This window comes from Pseudomonas sp. H1_A03, from assembly GCF_054685145.1.
Genome location: NZ_CP162829.1, coordinates 483,630 through 503,025 on the forward strand (window position 1 = coordinate 483,630; position 19,396 = coordinate 503,025).

Genomic DNA, 19,396 nt, shown 5'->3' on the forward strand with positions numbered 1-19,396 from the left:
TAGTTATTTGTAGTTCTTGAGAGTGAGGCCAGTCCATTTAAGTGCTTTCGCACACAGGCGGCTGGCGTTATTCTCTATTTCACCTCAACAGCCAAAGGGCGGCTAAAAGCGACCTTGAACGCACCCATAGCAGAACCCCATCGTTTTCTCCTCGAGCCCTTTGAGGCTCGCCGTTTCGCCAACCTGTGCGGACAGTTCGACGAGCACCTGCGCCTGATCGAACAACGCCTGGGCATCGAGATCCGCAACCGCGGCAATCAGTTCGAGCTCATTGGCGAGGCCCACTACACCAAGTCTGCAGAAAACCTGCTGCGTCGGCTCTACCGCGAAACCAAGGGTAGCGAGCTGTCGCCGGAAACCGTGCACCTGTATTTGCAGGAATCGGCTGTGGAAGATTTGGCCAACAACCCCGTGGCCGAAGCCAGCGTGGCCCTGCGTACCAAAAAAGGCATGATTCGCCCAAAGGGCCTGAATCAGCAGAAGTACGTCAAGGCAATCCTCGGTAACGACATCAACTTCGGCATCGGCCCTGCGGGTACCGGCAAGACCTACCTGGCCGTGGCCTGCGCGGTCGACGCACTGGAGCGCGAGCAAGTGCGCCGCATCCTGCTGGTGCGCCCGGCGGTCGAGGCTGGCGAGAAGCTCGGTTTCCTGCCCGGCGACCTGGCGCAGAAGATCGACCCGTACCTGCGCCCGCTCTACGACGCGCTTTACGAGATGCTCGGCTTTGAATACGTGGCCAAGCTGATCGAACGCCAAGTGATTGAGATCGCCCCGCTGGCCTACATGCGCGGCCGCACCTTGAGCAACAGCTTCATCATCCTCGACGAAAGCCAGAACACCACGGTCGAGCAAATGAAGATGTTCCTGACCCGCATCGGGTTCGGTTCCACGGCCATTATCACCGGCGACATTACCCAGGTTGACCTGCCCAAGGGCACCAAGTCGGGCCTGAGCCATGTGATTGAAGTGCTCAAAGACGTGCCGGGCATCAGTTTCACGCATTTCTCGCCCAAGGACGTAGTGCGCCACCCGCTGGTGCAGCGCATTGTCGAAGCCTACGAGCGCTTCGAACACCGTGACGATGGTTTGTCCAAGGACACTCGCCGCGATGCTTGAGCTAGACCTGCAGCTGGCTACCGAAGCGCCCGCGCCCAGCGAAGAACAGTTCCGCCAATGGTGTGCGCTGGCCCTGCGCCAGCGCACCGCTGATTCGGAACTGACCATTCGCCTGGTCGACGAGCCCGAAGGCCGCGAACTGAACCACACCTGGCGCCAGAAGGATTACGCGACCAACGTACTGTCCTTCCCCGCCGACGTACCTGATGAACTGCTGGATATCCCGTTACTGGGCGACCTGGTCATCTGTGTCGAGGTGGTGGAGCGCGAGGCCAAGGAACAAGGCAAGGAACTTGAAGCCCATTGGGCCCATCTAGTCATCCACGGCTGCTTGCATCTCTTGGGTTACGACCATATAGACGATGACGAAGCCTGCGAGATGGAAACACTGGAACAAACGTTGCTTGCAGAACTGGGTCATCCAGACCCGTATGCAGACGACGAAGTTTAAAAACACTCAATTGTCACACTAAAGGATTCAGAGTAATCGCTATGAGCGAAGACCGATCGAGCAACGGGCAGAAGTCATGGCTGGGTAAAATTACCCAGGCTTTTGCCCACGAGCCGAAAAACCGCCAGGAGCTGCTTGAGCTGCTGCGCGAGGCCCATCAGAACAAGTTGCTGGACAGCGAAGCGCTGGCTATCGTCGAGGGCGCCATTCAGGTGGCTGACCTGCAAGTACGCGACATCATGGTCCCGCGCTCGCAGATGATCAGCATCAAGGCAACCCAGACCCCACGGGAATTCCTCCCGGCCGTGATCGACTCGGCGCACTCGCGCTACCCGGTGATCGGTGAAAGCCATGACGACGTCATGGGTGTCCTGCTGGCCAAGGACCTGCTGCCGTTGATCCTCAAGGAGAACGGTGACAGCTTCAACATCAAGGACCTGCTGCGTCCGGCCACCTTTGTGCCTGAATCCAAGCGCCTGAACGTGCTGCTGCGGGAATTCCGCGCCAACCACAATCACATGGCCATTGTGATCGACGAATACGGCGGCGTCGCTGGCCTGGTCACCATTGAAGACGTGCTGGAACAGATCGTCGGCGACATCGAAGACGAACACGACGTTGAAGAAGACAGCTACATCAAGCCGCTGCCCAGCGGTGATTTCCTGATCAAGGCGCTGACGCCGATCGAGAATTTCAACGAGTTCTTCGACAGCGAATTCTCCGACGATGAGTTCGACACCGTGGGTGGCCTGGTGATGAGTGCGTTCGGGCATCTGCCAAAACGTAACGAAACCACCGAGATCGGCGCTTATCGCTTCCGTATCCTGAATGCGGACAGCCGTCGTATCCACCTGATCCGCCTGACACCTATTGCCCGCTAAGGACTGACATGCGCCGTTTGATCGCACCCGGCTGGCCCGGTAATTTGCTGGCCGTGGTGGCCGGCGCCATCACCACCCTGGCGCTGGCGCCGTTCGATCTGTGGCCATTTGCACTGGTAGCGGTCGGGTTGTTCTATGTAGGGCTGCGGGATCTGAGCCCCCGCCAGGCGCTTGGCCGTGGCTGGTGCTTCGGCTTTGGCCTGTTTGGCGCTGGCACCAGTTGGATTTACTACAGCATCCACCATTTCGGCGGCGCTTCGGTGTTGCTGGCTGGCTTCTTGATGCTGCTGTTTACCGCGGCCATCGCCTGGTTCTTCGCCCTGCCCGCCTGGCTGTGGGCGCGCTGGTTGCGCCGCAATGAAGCGCCGTTGGCGGATGCGCTCACGTTCGCGGCGTTGTGGGTCGGCCAGGAAGCATTTCGCGGCTGGTTCCTCACCGGTTTCCCGTGGTTGTACTCCGGTTACAGCCAACTCGACGGCCCCCTGACTGGCTTGGCACCCGTGGGCGGCATGTGGCTGATTTCCTTTGCCCTGGCACTGACGGCAGCCCTGCTGTGCAACCTGCCGCGCCTGCTGGCCGGCAAGCGCAATGCCTTTATCGGCGCTGGCTTGGTGCTGCTGGTAGCGCCGTGGGTGATCGGCCTGGCCCTCAAGCATCACGCCTGGACCAGCCCGTCTGGGGCGCCACTGAGCGTCGCAGCCATTCAGGGCAATGTCGAACAAAGCATGAAGTGGGACCCGGAACAGCTCAATGCGCAGCTTGCGCTGTACCGCGACATGAGTTTGAGCTCAAAGCGTGTGGACCTGCTGGTATGGCCGGAGACGGCGGTGCCGGTGCTCAAGGAGTCTGTCGAAGGCTACCTGGGCATGATGGGCAAGTTCGCCGCTGACCGGCACACTGCGCTGATTACCGGTGTACCGATCCGCCAGGAAGTGCACCACCAGAAGCGCTACTTCAACGGCATCACCGTGGTGGGCGAAGGTGACGGCACCTACCTCAAGCAGAAGCTCGTGCCGTTTGGCGAATACGTCCCGCTGCAGGACATGCTGCGCGGCCTGATCGCCTTCTTTGACCTGCCGATGTCGGACTTCGCCCGTGGTCCTGCCGATCAGGCGATGCTACAGGCCAAGGGCTATCAGATTGCGCCCTTCATTTGCTACGAAGTGGTGTACCCGGAGTTCGCCGCCGGCCTCTCGGCTCAGAGTGATCTGCTGCTGACCATCAGCAACGACACCTGGTTCGGTCGCTCCATCGGCCCTTTACAACACCTGCAAATGGCGCAGATGCGTGCGCTTGAAGCCGGCCGCTGGATGATCCGTGCCACCAACAATGGCGTGACCGGCCTGATCAACCCGTATGGGCAGATCACCGTGCAGATCCCGCAATTCGAGCGCGGCATTCTCTACGGTGAAGTAGTGCCGATGCACAACCTCACGCCGTACCTGCAATGGCGCTCGTGGCCGTTGATTATTGTGTGCCTTGGGCTGTTTGGCTGGGCGCTGCTGGCCGGTCGCATGTCCAAAACCGTCTAACAGACAAACGTAAAGCAGTGTGGGAGCTGGCTTGCCAGCTCCCATGATTGACCTGCGGTGTGGCGAGTTACCGATAAAACAACCGGTAACCTACCTGCCCCACCGCTTCATTGATCAACTGCCCGCTCTGCCACACCGACTTGAACTCCGGCATCCAACCACCCAGCGGCCTGGCATTGTCTACGCCCAGGAACCCCACTGGCGCAGGCACTACCGTGAAGCCAGCCTTCTCAAAACTCCACACCGCACGCGGCATGTGCCAGGCCTGAGTTACAACCACTACGCGCTTGACGCCCTCGGGTAGCAGAATCTCAGCACTCATCTGCGCATTTTCCCACGTAGTGCGGCTGTGCTCTTCCTTCCAGTGCACCGTCACACCGAAGTCATCCCTCATCGACACCGACATCAACTCTGCCTCGCTGGGCGGGGTGCCATAATGCAGGCCGCCAGCGGTCAACACCGGCAACCCGGAGGCCTTGGCCAATCGTGCGGCATACCGCTGACGCTCCAGGCCGATACCGGTTGGCTGGTCGGCGCCCCAGGCCGGGTCGCCGCGCTCGCGCCCTGAACCCAACACCACAATAGCGTCGGCGCGCTGAGCCAGTGTCGACCAGTCTTCCCGCGCCAGCGGCGGCTCGGTTTCCAGGGCCCGTGCGCCCCACTCCACCATCACCGGCAGGCTGATCAGCCACATGCCGCCAAAACCCAGGGCAAAGCAGCAACCCGCCAAGCGTGGCCGGCTGCGACGAAACCACCAGGCAAGCGCCAGCAGCAGCAAGAGAATGCCGGGCGGCAGGAGCAATTGTTTAATGAAATAACGAATAGGCATCGGGCATCTCCATAGATGCCCGAAGCCTAAGGTGTAACGGGGTTTAGCGACAATCCTTACAGTGCAGCGCGATGATGCGTTCAGGGGGGAATGAACTACTTGTAGCGGGCGGACCGGAGCTTTTCCGGGCCACGACCGGCCGACAAGTCCTTGAGCCACACCACCTTGGCTGGGTGCGTAGGCTCCCCTGCTGGCGGGTTTGCCACCCAGGGAGGCGCACTGCGCCCATTGCGTTCCAAATAGGCCTCGATCAGTTCCAGCTCTGCGCGGCTCAAACCACGCAGTTCCAACTCAACAGGCCGCTCATCACGCAATCGGCCTGCTGTTCTCGCCGCATCCAATGCACGACCCAATCGGTCGATCAGTCCTTCGTAGATATCCGGTTTCGATACGATTCGCTGCGATTCAACCATCCCCTCACCTCATTGAAGATATGACTCACTCCCCAATAAACAGCGTAGCCCCCATGGCTGCCCCTGCCTGCCGCCGCGACAGACGGCCCTGCGTGCGCAATCAGGGTTTCCCTCGATAGAGTGGGGTCATGTATGCTACGGCGCTTCCTGTAACTCCACTTCCCGCAGGGTTTGGGCACGGACGCGCCGCTTTTTGGTGTCGATCAACCTGAACGTTGCACCGAAGAGGATTAGGCCACCCCTATTCAGTTCAAAAGTAGCCATGCACGAACAATATCAGCCCCGTGAAATAGAAAACGCCGCCCAAACCTTCTGGGACGAGCAAAAGTCCTTTGAAGTCAGTGAACAGCCAGGCAAGGAGACTTTCTATTGCCTATCGATGTTCCCTTACCCCAGCGGCAAGCTACACATGGGGCACGTGCGCAACTACACCATCGGTGACGTGATTTCCCGCTACCAGCGCATGCAAGGCAAGAACGTCCTGCAACCCATGGGTTGGGACGCCTTCGGCATGCCGGCGGAAAACGCCGCGATGAAAAACAACGTGGCCCCTGCCAAGTGGACCTACGAAAACATCGCCTACATGAAGAACCAGCTGCGCAGCCTGGGCTTGGCGGTGGATTGGTCCCGCGAAGTGACCACCTGCAAGCCGGACTACTACCGCTGGGAACAATGGCTGTTCACTCGCCTGTTCGAAAAAGGCGTGATCTACAAAAAGAGCGGCACCGTGAACTGGGACCCGATCGACCAGACCGTGTTGGCCAACGAACAGGTGATCGACGGTCGCGGCTGGCGCTCCGGCGCGCTGATCGAAAAGCGCGAAATCCCGATGTACTACTTCAAGATCACCGCCTACGCGGATGAACTCTTGTCGAGCCTCGACGACCTGCCGGGCTGGCCTGAACAGGTCAAGACCATGCAACGCAACTGGATCGGCAAGTCCAAGGGCATGGAAGTGCAGTTCCCGTACAACGTCGATTCGATCGGCGTAGCGGGCGCGCTCAAAGTGTTTACTACCCGTCCGGATACCCTGATGGGCGCGACTTACGTCGCCGTGGCCGCCGAACACCCGCTGGCCACCCAGGCAGCCCAGAACAACCCTGAGCTGCAGGCGTTCATCGCCGAATGCAAAGGCGGCAGCGTGGCCGAAGCCGACGTCGCCACCCAGGAGAAAAAAGGCCTGCCAACCGGCCTGTTCGTCGAGCACCCACTCACCGGTGAAAAGCTGCCGGTCTGGGTCGCCAACTACGTGCTGATGCACTATGGCGATGGCGCCGTAATGGCTGTGCCGGCTCACGACGAGCGCGATTTCGAATTCGCCACCAAGTACAGCCTGCCGATCAAATCCGTGGTGCGCACCAGCTCGGGCGACACCAACCCGGCCCCGTGGCAAGACGCCTACGGCGAGCACGGTGAACTGATCAACTCCGGCGAATTTGATGGCCTGGACTTCCAGGGCGCGTTCGACGCGATCGAAGTCGCGCTGATCAAGAAGAACCTCGGCGCCTCGCGCACCCAGTTCCGCCTGCGCGACTGGGGCATCAGCCGCCAGCGCTACTGGGGCTGCCCGATCCCGATCATCCACTGTGAAAGCTGTGGCGACGTGCCAGTACCGGAAGACCAACTGCCGGTCGTGTTGCCGGAAGACGTGGTGCCGGATGGCGCCGGCTCGCCATTGGCGCGCATGCCCGAGTTCTACGAGTGCAGCTGCCCGAAATGCGGCCAGCCTGCCAAGCGTGAAACCGACACCATGGACACCTTCGTCGAGTCCTCGTGGTACTACGCCCGCTACGCCTCGCCGCACTATGAAGGCGGCCTGGTCGAAAAATCCGCGGCCGACCATTGGCTGCCGGTGGACCAGTACATCGGCGGTATCGAACACGCCATCCTTCACCTGCTGTACGCGCGGTTCTTCCACAAGCTGATGCGCGACGAAGGCCTGGTGAGTTCGGATGAGCCGTTCAAGAACCTGCTGACCCAAGGCATGGTGGTCGCCGAGACTTACTACCGCCGTGAAGCCAACGGCGCCTACACCTGGTTCAACCCGGCCGACGTCGAGCTTGAGCGCGACAGCAAAGCCAAGGTCATCAGCGCCAAGCTGATCGCCGACGGCCTGCCGGTGGAAATCGGTGGCACCGAGAAGATGGCCAAGTCGAAAAACAACGGCGTTGACCCACAGTCAATGATCGACCAGTTCGGCGCCGACACCTGCCGCCTGTTCATGATGTTCGCCTCGCCGCCTGACATGAGCGCCGAATGGTCCGACTCTGGCGTCGAAGGCTCGCACCGTTTCCTCAAGCGCGTCTGGCGCCTGGCGCATGCCCACATCAGCCAGGGCTTGCCGGGCAAACTGGACGTAGCGGCGTTGAGCGACGAGCAGAAACTCATTCGCCGCAGCACCCACCTGGCCATCAAGCAAGCCAGCCAGGACGTGGGCCAGCACCACAAATTCAACACCGCCATCGCCCAGGTGATGACGCTGATGAACGTGCTGGAAAAAGCGCCGCAAGCCACTGAACAGGATCGCGCGCTGGTACAGGAAGGCCTGGAAACGGTCACACTGCTGCTGGCCCCGATCACGCCGCACATCAGCCACGACTTGTGGAGCCGCCTGGGCCACAACGGTGCCGTCATCGACGCGCGCTGGCCGGTACAGGATGAAAGCGCCCTGGTACAGGACACGCTGCAACTGGTGATCCAGGTCAACGGTAAACTGCGTGGCCAGATCGACATGCCGGCCAGTGCCAGCCGCGAAGACGTCGAAGCGGCTGCCCGCATCAACGAGAACGTGCTGCGTTTTACCGAAGGCCTGACGATCCGCAAAGTGATCGTAGTGCCTGGCAAACTGGTCAATATCGTCGCTAGCTAATCGGATCGGGCGCAGGGCTTGAGCCCTGCGCCGAACAAAGCCTTCAGGGCCTCGATAAGGCCCACATGGTTTCAAGGGGAGCAACAAAATGATCAAACGCAATTTGCTGGTTATGGGCCTTGCCGTGCTGCTGAGCGCTTGCGGCTTCCAGCTGCGCGGTACCGGCACCCACGAAATGGCGATCAAGGAACTGGACGTCAGTGCCCGCGACGCCTACAGCGAAACAGTGACCCAGCTGCGTCAGGTCCTGGAAAACAGTGGCGTTCACGTCTACACCGGCGCGACCTACAAGCTGTTCCTGGCCAATGAAAAACAAACCCAGCGCAACCTCAGCTATGCCAGCGCCGGGCGTGCCTCCGATATCGAACTGAGCACCGTGCTCAGCTTTGAGGTCCAGGGCCGCGACCACCTGCCATTGATGGGTGACGACATCCAGATCCAGAAAATCGTCAGCCACGACGGCAACAACCTGGTGGGTTCGGACTCCGAAATCAACCAGGTGCGCAAGGAGATGCGTCGCGAGTTGGTCCAGCGCATGGTGCTGCGCCTGTCGATGATCACCCCGGAACAACTTGAGACCTTGCAGCAACAAGCTGACAACAAGGCCAAGGCCGACGCCGACGCGCTGAAAGCCGCCAAAGAGTACGAAGACAACACGCCGAAACAATCGCCTGTTGAAGTACCTGTCGAGTAAGCCAGACGGGGCGCCCCAGGCGCCCCGTTTACCCTGCCTATGAAACTCGCCCCCGCTCAACTCGCCAAACACCTGCAAGGTGGCCTTGCGCCTGTCTACATCGTCAGCGGTGATGACCCGCTGCTGTGCCAGGAAGCCGCCGACGCCATCCGCACCGCTGCACGCCAGCAAGGTTTCGATGAACGCCAGGTCTTCAGCGCCGACGCCAGTTTCGACTGGGGCACGTTGCTGCAAGCCGGCGCGAGCATGTCGCTGTTTGCCGAAAAGCGCCTGCTGGAACTGCGCCTGCCTTCGGGCAAGCCAGGGGATAAGGGTGCCGCCGCCTTCATTGAGTACTGTTCACGACCTGCCGAAGACACGGTCTTGTTGATCAGCCTGCCCAAGCTTGACGGCAGCGCGCAGAAAACCAAGTGGGGCAAGGCTCTGGTTGAAGGGGCTCAGACCCAGTTCATCCAGATCTGGCCAGTGGACAGCAACCAGTTGCCGCAATGGATTCGCCAACGCCTGTCCCAATCGGGGCTGTCGGCGACCCAGGATGCGGTGGAACTGATCGCCGCCCGGGTCGAAGGCAACTTGCTTGCCGCCGCCCAAGAGATCGAAAAGCTCAAGCTGATGGCCGAAGACGGGCAAATCACCGTTGAGACCGTCCAGGGCGCCGTGGCCGACAGTGCACGCTTTGATGTGTTCGGGATGGTGGATGCCATCCTCAATGGCGAACCCGCCCATGCCCTGCGCATGCTTGAAGGCTTGCGCGGCGAAGGTGTGGAGCCGCCGGTGATTCTCTGGGCCCTGGCCCGGGAACTGCGGGTGCTGGCCAACATCGCCCTGCAATACAGCCAGGGCACGCCGTTGGACAAAGCGTTCAGCCAAGCCCGGCCACCGGTCTGGGACAAGCGCAAACCCTTGATGAGCAAGGCCCTGCAACGACACTCGGCACAACGCTGGGCGCAGCTTTTGCTGGAAGCGCAGCGCATTGATGCGCAGATCAAGGGCCAGGCGGCCGGCTCGCCGTGGATGAGCTTGAGCCGGTTGTCGTTGTTGATGGCCGGCCAGCGCCTGACACTGCCTGCTGAGTAACCATTTTTAAGAACAACGCAAAACCAATGTGGGAGCGGCGGTTCGACGGTTCGACTTGCTCGCGAATGCGGTGTATCAGTCACCTGATTTATTGACTGGTACACCGCATTCGCGAGCAAGCCCGCTCCCACAGTTTGACTGTGCACACCTTCAGATTTCGAGGTTTCCTACACATCGCCGGGCTTTACAGCAGCACAACTTCGGCAGATGATCTGCACCGCTTCATCCCACCTATCAAGAGTACAAACCATGAGCAAAAAGCCATCCAAGCATGGCCCCAACAAGGCCAAATCCATCATCGCCCAGCCACTGTTCCGCAGCCGTCAGGAACGCGCCGGCAAGGGCAAAGGCAGCTACCGCCGCGAAGCCTTCCAGTCTAATAGCTGGGAGGCTTCTTACTTTCTGGCTGCCTGAAGGCAAGCGCCCCTCTGGCATGATAAGGTCTGCACCTGATTTGTAATCTCTGGACCTGTGCATGCCCTCTAGTCTTCCCCGTCGTTGGCACCTTCGCCAACTGATCGCTGCCTCCAGCCTCATTCTGCTAGTCGCCTGCGCGGAGAAACCGACCGCCGCCGACGCTCAACCACTGCCAAAGTTACAGACCGCCCCCGTGGTAGCGCCCGCTGTCGTGGCCCCGCTGGCTGTGGACAATCTTGATATCCAACCGACCCAGACCTTTGCCGAATGGCAGGCTGGCTTTCGCGTGCAAGCCCTGCAGACCGGCATCACCGAAGCCGTGTTTGACAACGCATTCGCCAACGTCACCCCTGATATGGCGGTAATCCGCGCCGACCGCAGCCAGCCGGAATTTTCCCGCCCCGTGTGGGAATACCTCGACGGCGCCCTTTCGCCGGTACGCGTGCGTAATGGCCAGGCATTGTTGATCAAGTACGCCGATATCCTGCAAAGCATCGAGCAACGTTATGGTGTCGACCGCCAGGCGTTGGTGTCGGTGTGGGGCATGGAAAGCAATTTCGGCCAGTTCCAGGGCAATAACTCGGTGATTCGCTCCCTGGCGACGCTGGCCTATGAAGGCCGTCGCCCAGCATTCGCCCAGGCGCAACTGCTGGCGGCGCTGCAGATCATCCAGCACGGCGACATCCAGGCCGACCAGATGAAAGGCTCCTGGGCCGGCGCCATGGGCCAGACCCAATTTATCCCGACCACCTACAACACCCACGCCGTCGACTTCGATGGCGACGGTCGCCGCGACATCTGGAACAGCCCATCGGACGCCCTCGCCTCCACCGCACACTACCTGCAAAGCTCCGGCTGGCAGAAAGGCCAGCCGTGGGGCTTTGAGGTGAAACAACTGCCGGCGAACTTCGATTACGCCCTGGCCGATGGCGGCATTCGCAAGACGGTCGCCGAATGGCTGAAACTCGGTATCCAACTGCCGCCGGGCGCCAGCATGCCGCCCAACGTCGACCAACTGTCCGCCGCCCTGCTGCTGCCGGCGGGCTACCGTGGCCCGGCGTTCCTGGTGCTGGATAACTTCCGCGCAATCCTCAAGTACAACAACTCGTCGTCCTACGCGCTGGCGGTTGGCCTGTTGTCGGAAAGGTTCGGTGGCGGTGGTGTGATTCGTGGTGACTGGCCGAAGGATGAGCTGCCGTTGAGCCGCTCCCAGCGTATCGATTTGCAGACAGCGCTGAGTGCCAACGGTTATGACGCGGGCAACCCGGACGGGATCATTGGCGCCAATACGCGCAAGGCGATTCGTGCGGCGCAGCAAGCGCTGGGCTGGCCGGCGGATGGGTATCCGACGGTGAAGCTGCTGGAATCGTTGCAGAACCGGTAGATCTGCTTATGGCTACTACCGCTTTCGCGAGCAAGCCCGCTCCCACATTTAACCGCGTACACCCTTTGGAATACGGTCGAATGTGGGAGCTGGCTTGCCTGCGAAGACGGCTTCACAGGCAACAACTATCTAACGACTACATCCTGCTCCAACACCACCCTCTTCTCCCCCGCATCCAGCCTGACCAACGCGCCCATCGGCAACGTCAGGTTCGGATCACAATGCCCACTGCGCCAGCCGGACAATACCGGAATGCACAGCGGTTCAAAGGTCTGCTTGAGCAGCCGCTCCAACGCATCCTTGTCCACACCCGCCACATCCCCCACCAGCACACCCGCAACCTGGGCCAGCTTGCCCGCCAGGCGCAGGTGCGTGAGCAGACGGTCGATGCGGTAGATCGGCTCGTTGACGTCTTCGATAAACAAGATGATGCCCTCGGCATCCATCTCGTAGGGCGTGCCCATGACAGCCGCGATCATCGACAGGTTGCCGCCGAGCAAACGCCCACAGGCGATGCCCGGTTCAATCGTCGTCAGCGGGTAAGCCACCGGGTGCATCAACTCGCTACCAGTACTCAGTTGGCCGCGCAGCAGGCTGAACAGCGAGGATTCGGTGGGCTGTTGCTTATCGCCCAGCAGATCGGCATTGAGCATCGGCCCGTGGAAGGTCACGAAGCCGGCGTAGCGGCTGATCGCCAGGTGTAGAGCGGTGATGTCGCTATAACCTACGAACGGCTTGGGATTGGCGCGTAGCAGGTCGAAATCCAGGCTATCAAGCAGACGCGGCGTGCCGTAGCCGCCGCGCAGGCAGAAGATGGCGTCGATTTCAGGGTCGGCGAAGGCTTTATGGAGATCGTTGAGGCGGACTGTATCGCTGCCGGCCAGGTAGCCGTCGCGCTCATAGACGCCAGGAAGGATTCGCAGGTCGTAGCCGCGGGCGCGCATCCATTGGCCGGCCTTTTCGACGTCCAGCGTGGCGGGGCCGGCGGGGGCGATCAGGGCGATGGTGCCCTCTGGGCGCAAGGCAGGTACGGCAATGCTCATCCACAATTCTCCTTGGCTGACGCGAAACGAAATGTGGGAGCGGGCTTGCTCGCGAAAGCGCAGTGTCAGTCAATAAATCAGGTGACTGAAACACCGCCTTCGCGAGCAAGCCCGCTCCCACATTGGATCAGCGGTGTTGCCCAAATCTGTATTACGAAACCAGGCTAGCCTTGACCAGCTTGGCTTGCTCGTCCGCATGGTACGACGAACGCACCAGCGGCCCCGACGCGACGTTCTTGAAGCCCATCTTGTAACCTTCCTCGGCGAACCAGGCGAAGGTGTCCGGGTGCACGAAACGCTGCACCGGCAAGTGGCTGCGGGACGGTTGCAGGTACTGGCCCAGGGTCAGCATGTCGATGTCGTGTTCGCGCATGCGCTGCATGACTTCGATCACTTCTTCGTCAGTCTCGCCCAGGCCCAGCATCAGGCCGGATTTGGTCGGGATGTGCGGCATCATTTGCTTGAATTTCTGCAGCAGGGTCAGCGACCACTGGTAGTCCGAACCCGGGCGCGCGGCCTTGTACAGGCGCGGCACGGTTTCCAGGTTGTGGTTGAACACATCCGGCGGCTCGGCAGCGGTGATTTCCAGCGCCACGTCCATACGGCCACGGTAGTCCGGCACCAGGGTTTCGAGCATGACGTTTGGCGACAACTTGCGGATTTCGCGGATGCAGTCGGCAAAGTGCTGGGCACCGCCGTCACGCAGGTCGTCGCGGTCAACCGAGGTGATCACCACGTACTTGAGCTTAAGGTCGGCAATGGCAATGGCCAGGCTTTCCGGCTCGTTGACGTCCAGTGGCTTCGGACGGCCGTGGCCCACGTCGCAGAACGGGCAACGACGGGTGCAGATGTCACCCATGATCATGAAGGTGGCGGTGCCGCCAGAGAAGCACTCGCCCAGGTTCGGGCAGGAGGCTTCTTCGCACACGCTGTGCAGCTTGTGTTTGCGCAGCAGGGCCTTGATACGGTCGACTTCCGGCGAAACCGGGATGCGCACGCGGATCCAGTCAGGCTTCTTCGGCAGTTCGGTGGTCGGAATGATCTTCACCGGGATGCGTGCAACCTTCTCGGCGCCGCGCAGCTTGACGCCGGCTTCCACCTTGGCACGCGGGGCCGGGGCCGCACGGTCGGTAACGTCCACCGTCGGGATCATGGTTTGCACTGCATCAGTAGTCATAATCAGTCGATTCCGCCCGTAAGGGTCGTCTGCTCAGCATAGTCGAGGTGTTTGACGAGCTGCTCACGCAGCCGGGCACTTACCTCGGCAAATTTAATCGGTGTGGCGTGGTCGCTCAATTGGGTCATCGCCAGCCCGGCGTAGCCGCACGGGTTGATCCGTCGAAACGGCGCCAGGTCCATGTCCACATTCAGGGCCAGGCCATGAAAGGAGCAACCGTGGCGAATTCGCAAACCGAGGGACGCGATTTTCGCGCCATCCACATACACACCGGGTGCATCGGGCTTGGCCGCAGCGGTCACGCCGTAACTGGCCAACAGCTCGATCAGGCAAGCCTCCATGCGGCTCACCAGGTCGCGTACGCCAAAGCCAAGCTTGCGTACGTCCAGCAGCAGATAAGCCACCAGCTGACCGGGACCATGGTAAGTCACTTGGCCACCTCGGTCGACCTGCACCACCGGAATATCCCCCGGCAGCAGCAAGTGCTCGCCCTTGCCGGCTTGGCCCTGGGTGAACACCGGCGGGTGCTCCACCAGCCAGATTTCATCCGGGGCCGAGCTGCCGCGCTCATTGGTGAAGCGCTGCATGGCGTGCCAGACGGGCTCGTAGTCCATCCGGCCGAGCTCGCGAAAGCCCAGGACATGTGACATCACAACACCATGTGCACGAAGCCAGTGGCCCGCAGTTCACTGTTGATGTCGTAGAGCTGGTCTTGACCGGTCGCAACGATGTGCAACTGGATCGTGGTGTATTTGCCTGTGGAGCTGGAACGCTCGTCCACACGCTGGTCATTGATCGTCGCGTGCTTGCGCACAATCTCGAGGATCAAGTCTTTGCGGCCTACGCCGGTGTCGCTGATGATCTTGATGGGATAGTCCACCACCGGGAATTCGATCTTTGGCGCCTTTACTTCGGTATCGGTCATGGCGTAACGGCCTCGTAAGCGTAAGCCTTGGCGACAACAAAGCCCCGCGTCGGATCAACGCGGGGCTTTGCGGATGCACACTATCAGTTGAACAAGCCGTAGAAGAATAGACGGATGCTATCCCACACGCGGCGGAAGATACCACCTTCGTCGACGGCGTCCAGGGCGATCAGGTCGGCGCTGTGCACCACCTTATCGTCCAGCTTCACTTCGACTTTACCGATCACATCGCCCTTGGCGATTGGCGCAACCAATTGCGGGTTCATAGTCATGCTGGCAGCGAGCTTTTTCAGCTGGCCTTTAGGCATGGTCAGGGTCAGGTCTTCAGCCAGGCCGGCCTTGACTTGGGAGGTAGCGCCCTTCCAAACCGGCGCGGTCGCCAGCTCAGCACCCTTCTGGTAGAAGGTCTGGGTTTCGAAGAAGCGGAAACCGTAGGTCAGCAGTTTTTGCGTCTCGGCCGCACGGGCCTGCTCGCTGTTGGTGCCGAAGACCACGGCGATCAGGCGTTGGCCGTCACGTACAGCAGACGACACCATGCAGTAGCCGGCTTCGTCAGTGTGGCCGGTTTTCAGACCGTCAACGGTCTTGTCGCGCCACAGCAGCAGGTTGCGGTTAGGTTGCTTGATGTTGTTCCAGTAGAACTCTTTCTGGGAGTAGATCGCGTAGTGCACCGGGTCGACACGAATGATCGCGCGCGCCAGGATCGCCATGTCGTGGGCCGACGAGTAGTGCTCTGGGTTCGGCAGGCCGGTCGGGTTCATGAAGTGGCTGTTGGTCATGCCCAGGTCAGTCACCGTCTTGTTCATCATGTCGGCGAACGCGTCTTCGCTGCCGGCGATGTGCTCGGCCAGGGCGACGCTGGCGTCGTTACCGGACTGGATGATGATGCCGTGCAGCAGGTCGCTCACAGTCACCTGCGAACCGACCTTGATGAACATCCGCGAGCCGCCGGTACGCCAGGCGTTTTCGCTGACGGTCACCGGATCGTTCTCGCCGATCTGGCCGCGACGGATTTCCAGGGTCGCGATGTAGGCGGTCATCAGTTTGGTCAGGCTGGCCGGTGGCAGGCGCTGGTCACCGTTGCTCTCGACCAGCACGTTGCCACTGGCGGCATCCATGAGAACCCAGGACTTGGCGGCCAGTTGCGGGGAAGCCGGCACCATTTCAACGGCCCAGGCGGCCGGGGTGATGATCAGCGAAAGAAGCAGGCACGTGCGTTTGGCTAAGGTGGTGATGTTCATCCGTCTCTCGAAATTGCTTATGGAAACTTGCCCTCGCGGGCAAAACTTATTCAGACAGCCCGTTGCCAGACTGTCGCGTATTCGGTTGCCCGCTCACCCCTTGCCCCTGGGTTTTTATTGTCAAACGAGCCAACAACCACAGCCCTGACCCGCGCACGAGCCAGAACCATCAATTCTCTATTATTCGGCGGTAACCACGCTGGGTTGCCCCAGGTTGGCCATGCGCACGCTGTTCTGCACTTGCGCGACTTCGCTCGGCGAGCCTATCGGCCCCATCCGTACGCGATGCAGGGTCTGCTGGTTACGCACGATGGAGCTGATGAACACCGGCGCGTTGACCATGCCGCTCAGCTTGGACCTTAACAGTTCTGCCGCATCCGGGTTGGCGAAAGCGCCGACCTGCAGGTATTGCCCGCCCGCTGCGGCAGCGCCTGGCGCAGCCCTGGGTACGACGACGGTGTCCGGAGCATGCTGCTGCGGCGGCGGCGTCCACTGCTCGATCTTGCCCGTTGAGGCAGTCACTTGCGGTTGCTGGGTTTGCGGTTCATTGAGCATCAACGGCGCTGGCTTGCCACGCTGGGCCCAATACTGCGCAGGGTCGATACCTTCGACTTTCACACGCGCGGTACCGGTTTCGGCGTAGCCGAGTTTCTTCGCGGCGGCGTAGGACAAGTCGATGATGCGGTCCGAATAGAACGGGCCGCGGTCGTTGACCCGCAGGATCACCGTGCGGTTGTTGTCCAGGTTGGTCACGCGTACATAGCTGGGCAGCGGCAGGGTCTTGTGGGCCGCGCTCATGCCGTACAGGTCATACACTTCGCCGTTGGCGGTGTTCTGGCCATGGAATTTGGTGCCATACCAGGACGCTGTACCCGATTGGACGTACGTCTTGGATTCCTGCAGCGGGAAGTAATTCTTGCCCAGCACGGTATACGGGTTGGCCTTGTAAGGCCCGGTGTGCAGGGTCGGCGTGGCGTCCGGGATCTTCGATACATCGACGTCCCACCACGGCGCGCCGTCTTTGTGTGCGCGGTTGATGTCCAGGCCCGGCTGGGCACGGACGACTGCGCCGCCGGACTTTTGCGCCGGCGCGCGGCTGTTGGTGGTGGAACAACTGACGACCAGCAGGGACAACGCGGCGAACGCCACCAGCTTGAGCGGTTGATTGAACGGCGATGCCCGCATTACTTGTTGCCCCGTGCTTGGACCAGCATGTCTGACAGCTGATGCACGGCCATGGCGTACATCACACTGCGGTTATAACGCGTGATTGCGTAGAAATTCTTCAGGCCCATCCAGTATTCCGGACCGTTTTCGCCTTCAAGGCGGAACGCCGTGACCGGCATATCAGCAGGCAGCGCATTCTGACTCGACCAGCCCAGCGCCTGCAACTCCCCGACCGTCTTGGCCGGCTCAATGCCTTGGGTCAGGCCTTCGTCGGCGCGGTCCCCCGTGACATCGGCGCGGATCACCACCGGTTCGCCGCCCACCCAGCCATGACGCTTGAAGTAGCTGGCCACACTGCCGATGGCATCGTCCGGATTGCTCCAGATATTGATATGCCCATCGCCGTCAAAGTCCACGGCATAGGCGCGGAAGCTGCTCGGCATGAACTGCGGCAAGCCCATCGCCCCCGCGTAGGAACCTTTGAGGCTCAGCGGGTCGACCTGCTCTTCGCGGGCCAGCAGCAGGAATTCGCGCAGCTCCTTGCGGAAGAAGTCGGCGCGCGGCGGGTAATCGAAGCCCAGGGTCGACAAGGCGTCGATCACCCGGTAACTGCCGGTATTGCGCCCGTAAAAGGTTTCGATGCCAATGATCGCGACAATGACCTGGGCCGGCACACCGTATTCCTGCTCGGCGCGGGCCAGCACTGCCTCATGCTGACGCCAGAAGTCCACACCCCGCGCCACGCGGGCGTCGGTGAGGAACATCGGGCGATATTCCTTCCACTGCTTCACGCGTTCGGCAGGGCGAGAAATGGCGTCGAGGATCGCCTGTTTTTTCTGGGCCTCGCGGAACACGCCCATCAGTTGCTCACCGGCGAAACCATAGTCGCGGGTCATTTCACCGACAAACTCGGCGACCTGGGGTGAACCATCGTAGTCACCGGCCTGCGCCTCTTGCGTTGCGCCCAGCAGCCCAATCAGGCCCATCCAGGACGCATGCCGAGTCGCCCAGCCGCGCATTACTTGCATTGACATCTTCACCTTATTCAAACTTGTGCGATCCATTTGCGATGCGTATGAATCGACATCAAAACCCCAAACGCTGACATCAATGTCACCAGCGAAGTTCCGCCGTAGCTAATGAACGGCAACGGCACCCCAACCACCGGCAACAGGCCACTGACCATACCGATGTTGACGAAAACGTAAACAAAAAAAGTCATGGTCAGGGCGCCGGCCAGCAATTTGCCGAACAACGTCTGCGCCTGCGCGGTGATCACCAGGCCGCGACCAATCAACAGCAAATAGATCAGCAGCAGCGCGCAAATGCCCACCAGGCCGAACTCTTCGCCCATTACCGCAATGATGAAGTCGGTGTGGCTCTCGGGCAAAAAGTCCAAGTGCGATTGGGTGCCCAGCAACCACCCCTTACCAAATACGCCGCCGGAACCGATGGCGGCCTTCGACTGGATGATGTTCCAACCGGTGCCGAGCGGGTCGCTTTCAGGGTCGAGGAAGGTCAGGATTCGCTGCTTCTGGTAGTCATGCATAAAGAAGAACCACATGGCCACGGCCACGGGCACGGCGGCAGCCAGCACGCTGAGGATCCAGCGCCAGCGCAAGCCGCCCATGAACAGCACGAAGGCACCGCCCGCCAGGATCAGCAGCGAGGTGCCGAGGTCGGGCTGGCGCACGATCAGCACAAACGGCACGCCAATCAGGATCAGGCTGATCCCCACGTGTTTGAGCTGCGGCGGCAAGGTGCGCTTGGACAAGTACCAGGCGATGGTCGCGGGCATCAGAATCTTCATGAATTCCGACGGCTGGAAGCGAATCACCCCCGGAATGTTGATCCAGCGCGTCGCGCCCATGGCGTTGTGCCCCATCACGTCCACTACCACCAGCAGCAGCACCCCGGCGACGTAGCCCAGCGGCACCCACCGCGCCATGAACCGTGGCTCAAGCTGGGCGATCACGACCATCGACAACAGGCCCAGGCCGAACGACGATGCTTGCTTGATCAGCAGGTCCCAGTTCTTGCCGCTGGCCGAGTACAGGACGAACAGGCTGCCGGCAGCCAGGGTCAAGAGGAGGATCAACAACGGGCCATCAATGTGCATGCGTTGCAGCAACGTCGCACGGCGACGCATCACGTCCTCGCTGGAGAGGATGCGGTCA

General features: G+C 60.9%; 19 protein-coding genes. 9 read left to right on the forward strand and 10 right to left on the reverse strand.

Going from position 1 to position 19,396, the window contains the following annotated elements:
- Positions 1-114 precede the first annotated feature (114 nt).
- Genes AB4O35_RS02215 through lnt form a run of 4 tightly spaced genes read left to right on the forward strand, consistent with a single transcriptional unit; the run spans position 115 to position 3,983 of the window.
- Positions 115-1,119 carry a PhoH family protein gene (locus tag AB4O35_RS02215; RefSeq protein WP_065873668.1) on the forward strand — a complete coding sequence of 335 codons (1,005 nt, stop codon included), beginning with the start codon at positions 115-117 and terminating at the stop codon, positions 1,117-1,119.
- Entirely contained in the window at positions 1,112-1,570 is a 459-nt protein-coding gene (gene ybeY, locus AB4O35_RS02220) for an rRNA maturation RNase YbeY (RefSeq protein WP_065873669.1), read from the forward strand. Before AB4O35_RS02215 ends, ybeY begins: the two co-directional genes overlap by 8 nt.
- A 41-nt stretch (positions 1,571-1,611) precedes the next feature.
- Entirely contained in the window at positions 1,612-2,451 is an 840-nt protein-coding gene (locus AB4O35_RS02225) for an HlyC/CorC family transporter (protein WP_065873670.1), read from the forward strand.
- 8 nt (positions 2,452-2,459) lie between these two features.
- Complete coding sequence (lnt, locus tag AB4O35_RS02230) at positions 2,460-3,983, forward strand: apolipoprotein N-acyltransferase (RefSeq protein ID WP_065873671.1); 1,524 nt, start codon at positions 2,460-2,462, stop codon at positions 3,981-3,983.
- A 67-nt stretch (positions 3,984-4,050) separates the two neighbouring features.
- On the opposite strand, the gene AB4O35_RS02235 is transcribed toward lnt, so the two are convergent.
- On the reverse strand, positions 4,051-4,812 hold the full coding sequence (locus AB4O35_RS02235) for a YdcF family protein (protein ID WP_065891168.1): 762 nt from the start codon (positions 4,810-4,812) through the stop codon (positions 4,051-4,053).
- 95 nt (positions 4,813-4,907) lie between these two features.
- The gene (locus AB4O35_RS02240; RefSeq protein WP_065873673.1) at positions 4,908-5,225 is read right to left on the reverse strand and encodes a hypothetical protein; all 318 of its coding nucleotides are present in this window, start codon (positions 5,223-5,225) and stop codon (positions 4,908-4,910) included.
- Between the two features lie 262 nt (positions 5,226-5,487).
- On the opposite strand from AB4O35_RS02240, the gene leuS reads away from it, so the two are divergent.
- The 5 genes from leuS (at position 5,488) to AB4O35_RS02265 (ending at position 11,666) form a co-directional block, all read left to right on the forward strand.
- Positions 5,488-8,094 carry a leucine--tRNA ligase gene (leuS, locus tag AB4O35_RS02245; RefSeq protein ID WP_065945962.1) on the forward strand — a complete coding sequence of 869 codons (2,607 nt, stop codon included), beginning with the start codon at positions 5,488-5,490 and terminating at the stop codon, positions 8,092-8,094.
- An 88-nt stretch (positions 8,095-8,182) separates the two neighbouring features.
- Positions 8,183-8,788 carry an LPS-assembly lipoprotein LptE gene (locus AB4O35_RS02250; protein WP_065873675.1) on the forward strand — a complete coding sequence of 202 codons (606 nt, stop codon included), beginning with the start codon at positions 8,183-8,185 and terminating at the stop codon, positions 8,786-8,788.
- A gap of 39 nt (positions 8,789-8,827) precedes the next feature.
- The gene (gene holA, locus AB4O35_RS02255) at positions 8,828-9,865 is read left to right on the forward strand and encodes a DNA polymerase III subunit delta (RefSeq protein WP_065945961.1); all 1,038 of its coding nucleotides are present in this window, start codon (positions 8,828-8,830) and stop codon (positions 9,863-9,865) included.
- A 249-nt stretch (positions 9,866-10,114) separates the two neighbouring features.
- Entirely contained in the window at positions 10,115-10,279 is a 165-nt protein-coding gene (gene arfA, locus AB4O35_RS02260) for an alternative ribosome rescue factor ArfA (protein ID WP_003176285.1), read from the forward strand.
- Positions 10,280-10,340: 61 nt separating this feature from the next.
- Positions 10,341-11,666 (forward strand): lytic murein transglycosylase, encoded by a 1,326-nt coding sequence (locus AB4O35_RS02265; RefSeq protein WP_065945960.1) that lies wholly within the window; start codon positions 10,341-10,343, stop codon positions 11,664-11,666.
- Between the two features lie 125 nt (positions 11,667-11,791).
- On the opposite strand, the gene AB4O35_RS02270 is transcribed toward AB4O35_RS02265, so the two are convergent.
- The 8 genes from AB4O35_RS02270 to rodA form a co-directional block, all read right to left on the reverse strand.
- Positions 11,792-12,709, reverse strand: a complete 918-nt coding sequence (locus AB4O35_RS02270) for a S66 peptidase family protein (RefSeq protein ID WP_065873677.1) — start codon at positions 12,707-12,709, stop codon at positions 11,792-11,794.
- 151 nt (positions 12,710-12,860) lie between these two features.
- Positions 12,861-13,862: a lipoyl synthase gene (lipA, locus tag AB4O35_RS02275; protein WP_162490596.1), complete on the reverse strand. Its 1,002-nt coding sequence runs from the start codon at positions 13,860-13,862 to the stop codon at positions 12,861-12,863.
- Between the two features lie 26 nt (positions 13,863-13,888).
- Complete coding sequence (gene lipB, locus AB4O35_RS02280; protein ID WP_065945959.1) at positions 13,889-14,536, reverse strand: lipoyl(octanoyl) transferase LipB; 648 nt, start codon at positions 14,534-14,536, stop codon at positions 13,889-13,891.
- Entirely contained in the window at positions 14,536-14,811 is a 276-nt protein-coding gene (locus tag AB4O35_RS02285) for a DUF493 domain-containing protein (RefSeq protein ID WP_065880412.1), read from the reverse strand. Before AB4O35_RS02285 ends, lipB begins: the two co-directional genes overlap by 1 nt.
- An 83-nt stretch (positions 14,812-14,894) precedes the next feature.
- Positions 14,895-16,052 (reverse strand): D-alanyl-D-alanine carboxypeptidase family protein, encoded by a 1,158-nt coding sequence (locus AB4O35_RS02290; protein WP_065873680.1) that lies wholly within the window; start codon positions 16,050-16,052, stop codon positions 14,895-14,897.
- A gap of 180 nt (positions 16,053-16,232) precedes the next feature.
- Positions 16,233-17,237, reverse strand: a complete 1,005-nt coding sequence (locus tag AB4O35_RS02295) for a septal ring lytic transglycosylase RlpA family protein (protein ID WP_065873681.1) — start codon at positions 17,235-17,237, stop codon at positions 16,233-16,235.
- Positions 17,237-18,247: a lytic murein transglycosylase B gene (mltB, locus tag AB4O35_RS02300; protein ID WP_065880414.1), complete on the reverse strand. Its 1,011-nt coding sequence runs from the start codon at positions 18,245-18,247 to the stop codon at positions 17,237-17,239. The genes AB4O35_RS02295 and mltB overlap by 1 nt, the downstream gene beginning before the upstream one ends.
- Before the next feature lie 17 nt (positions 18,248-18,264).
- Positions 18,265-19,368 (reverse strand): rod shape-determining protein RodA, encoded by a 1,104-nt coding sequence (gene rodA, locus AB4O35_RS02305; protein WP_049713470.1) that lies wholly within the window; start codon positions 19,366-19,368, stop codon positions 18,265-18,267.
- Between the last annotated feature and the right edge of the window lie 28 nt (positions 19,369-19,396).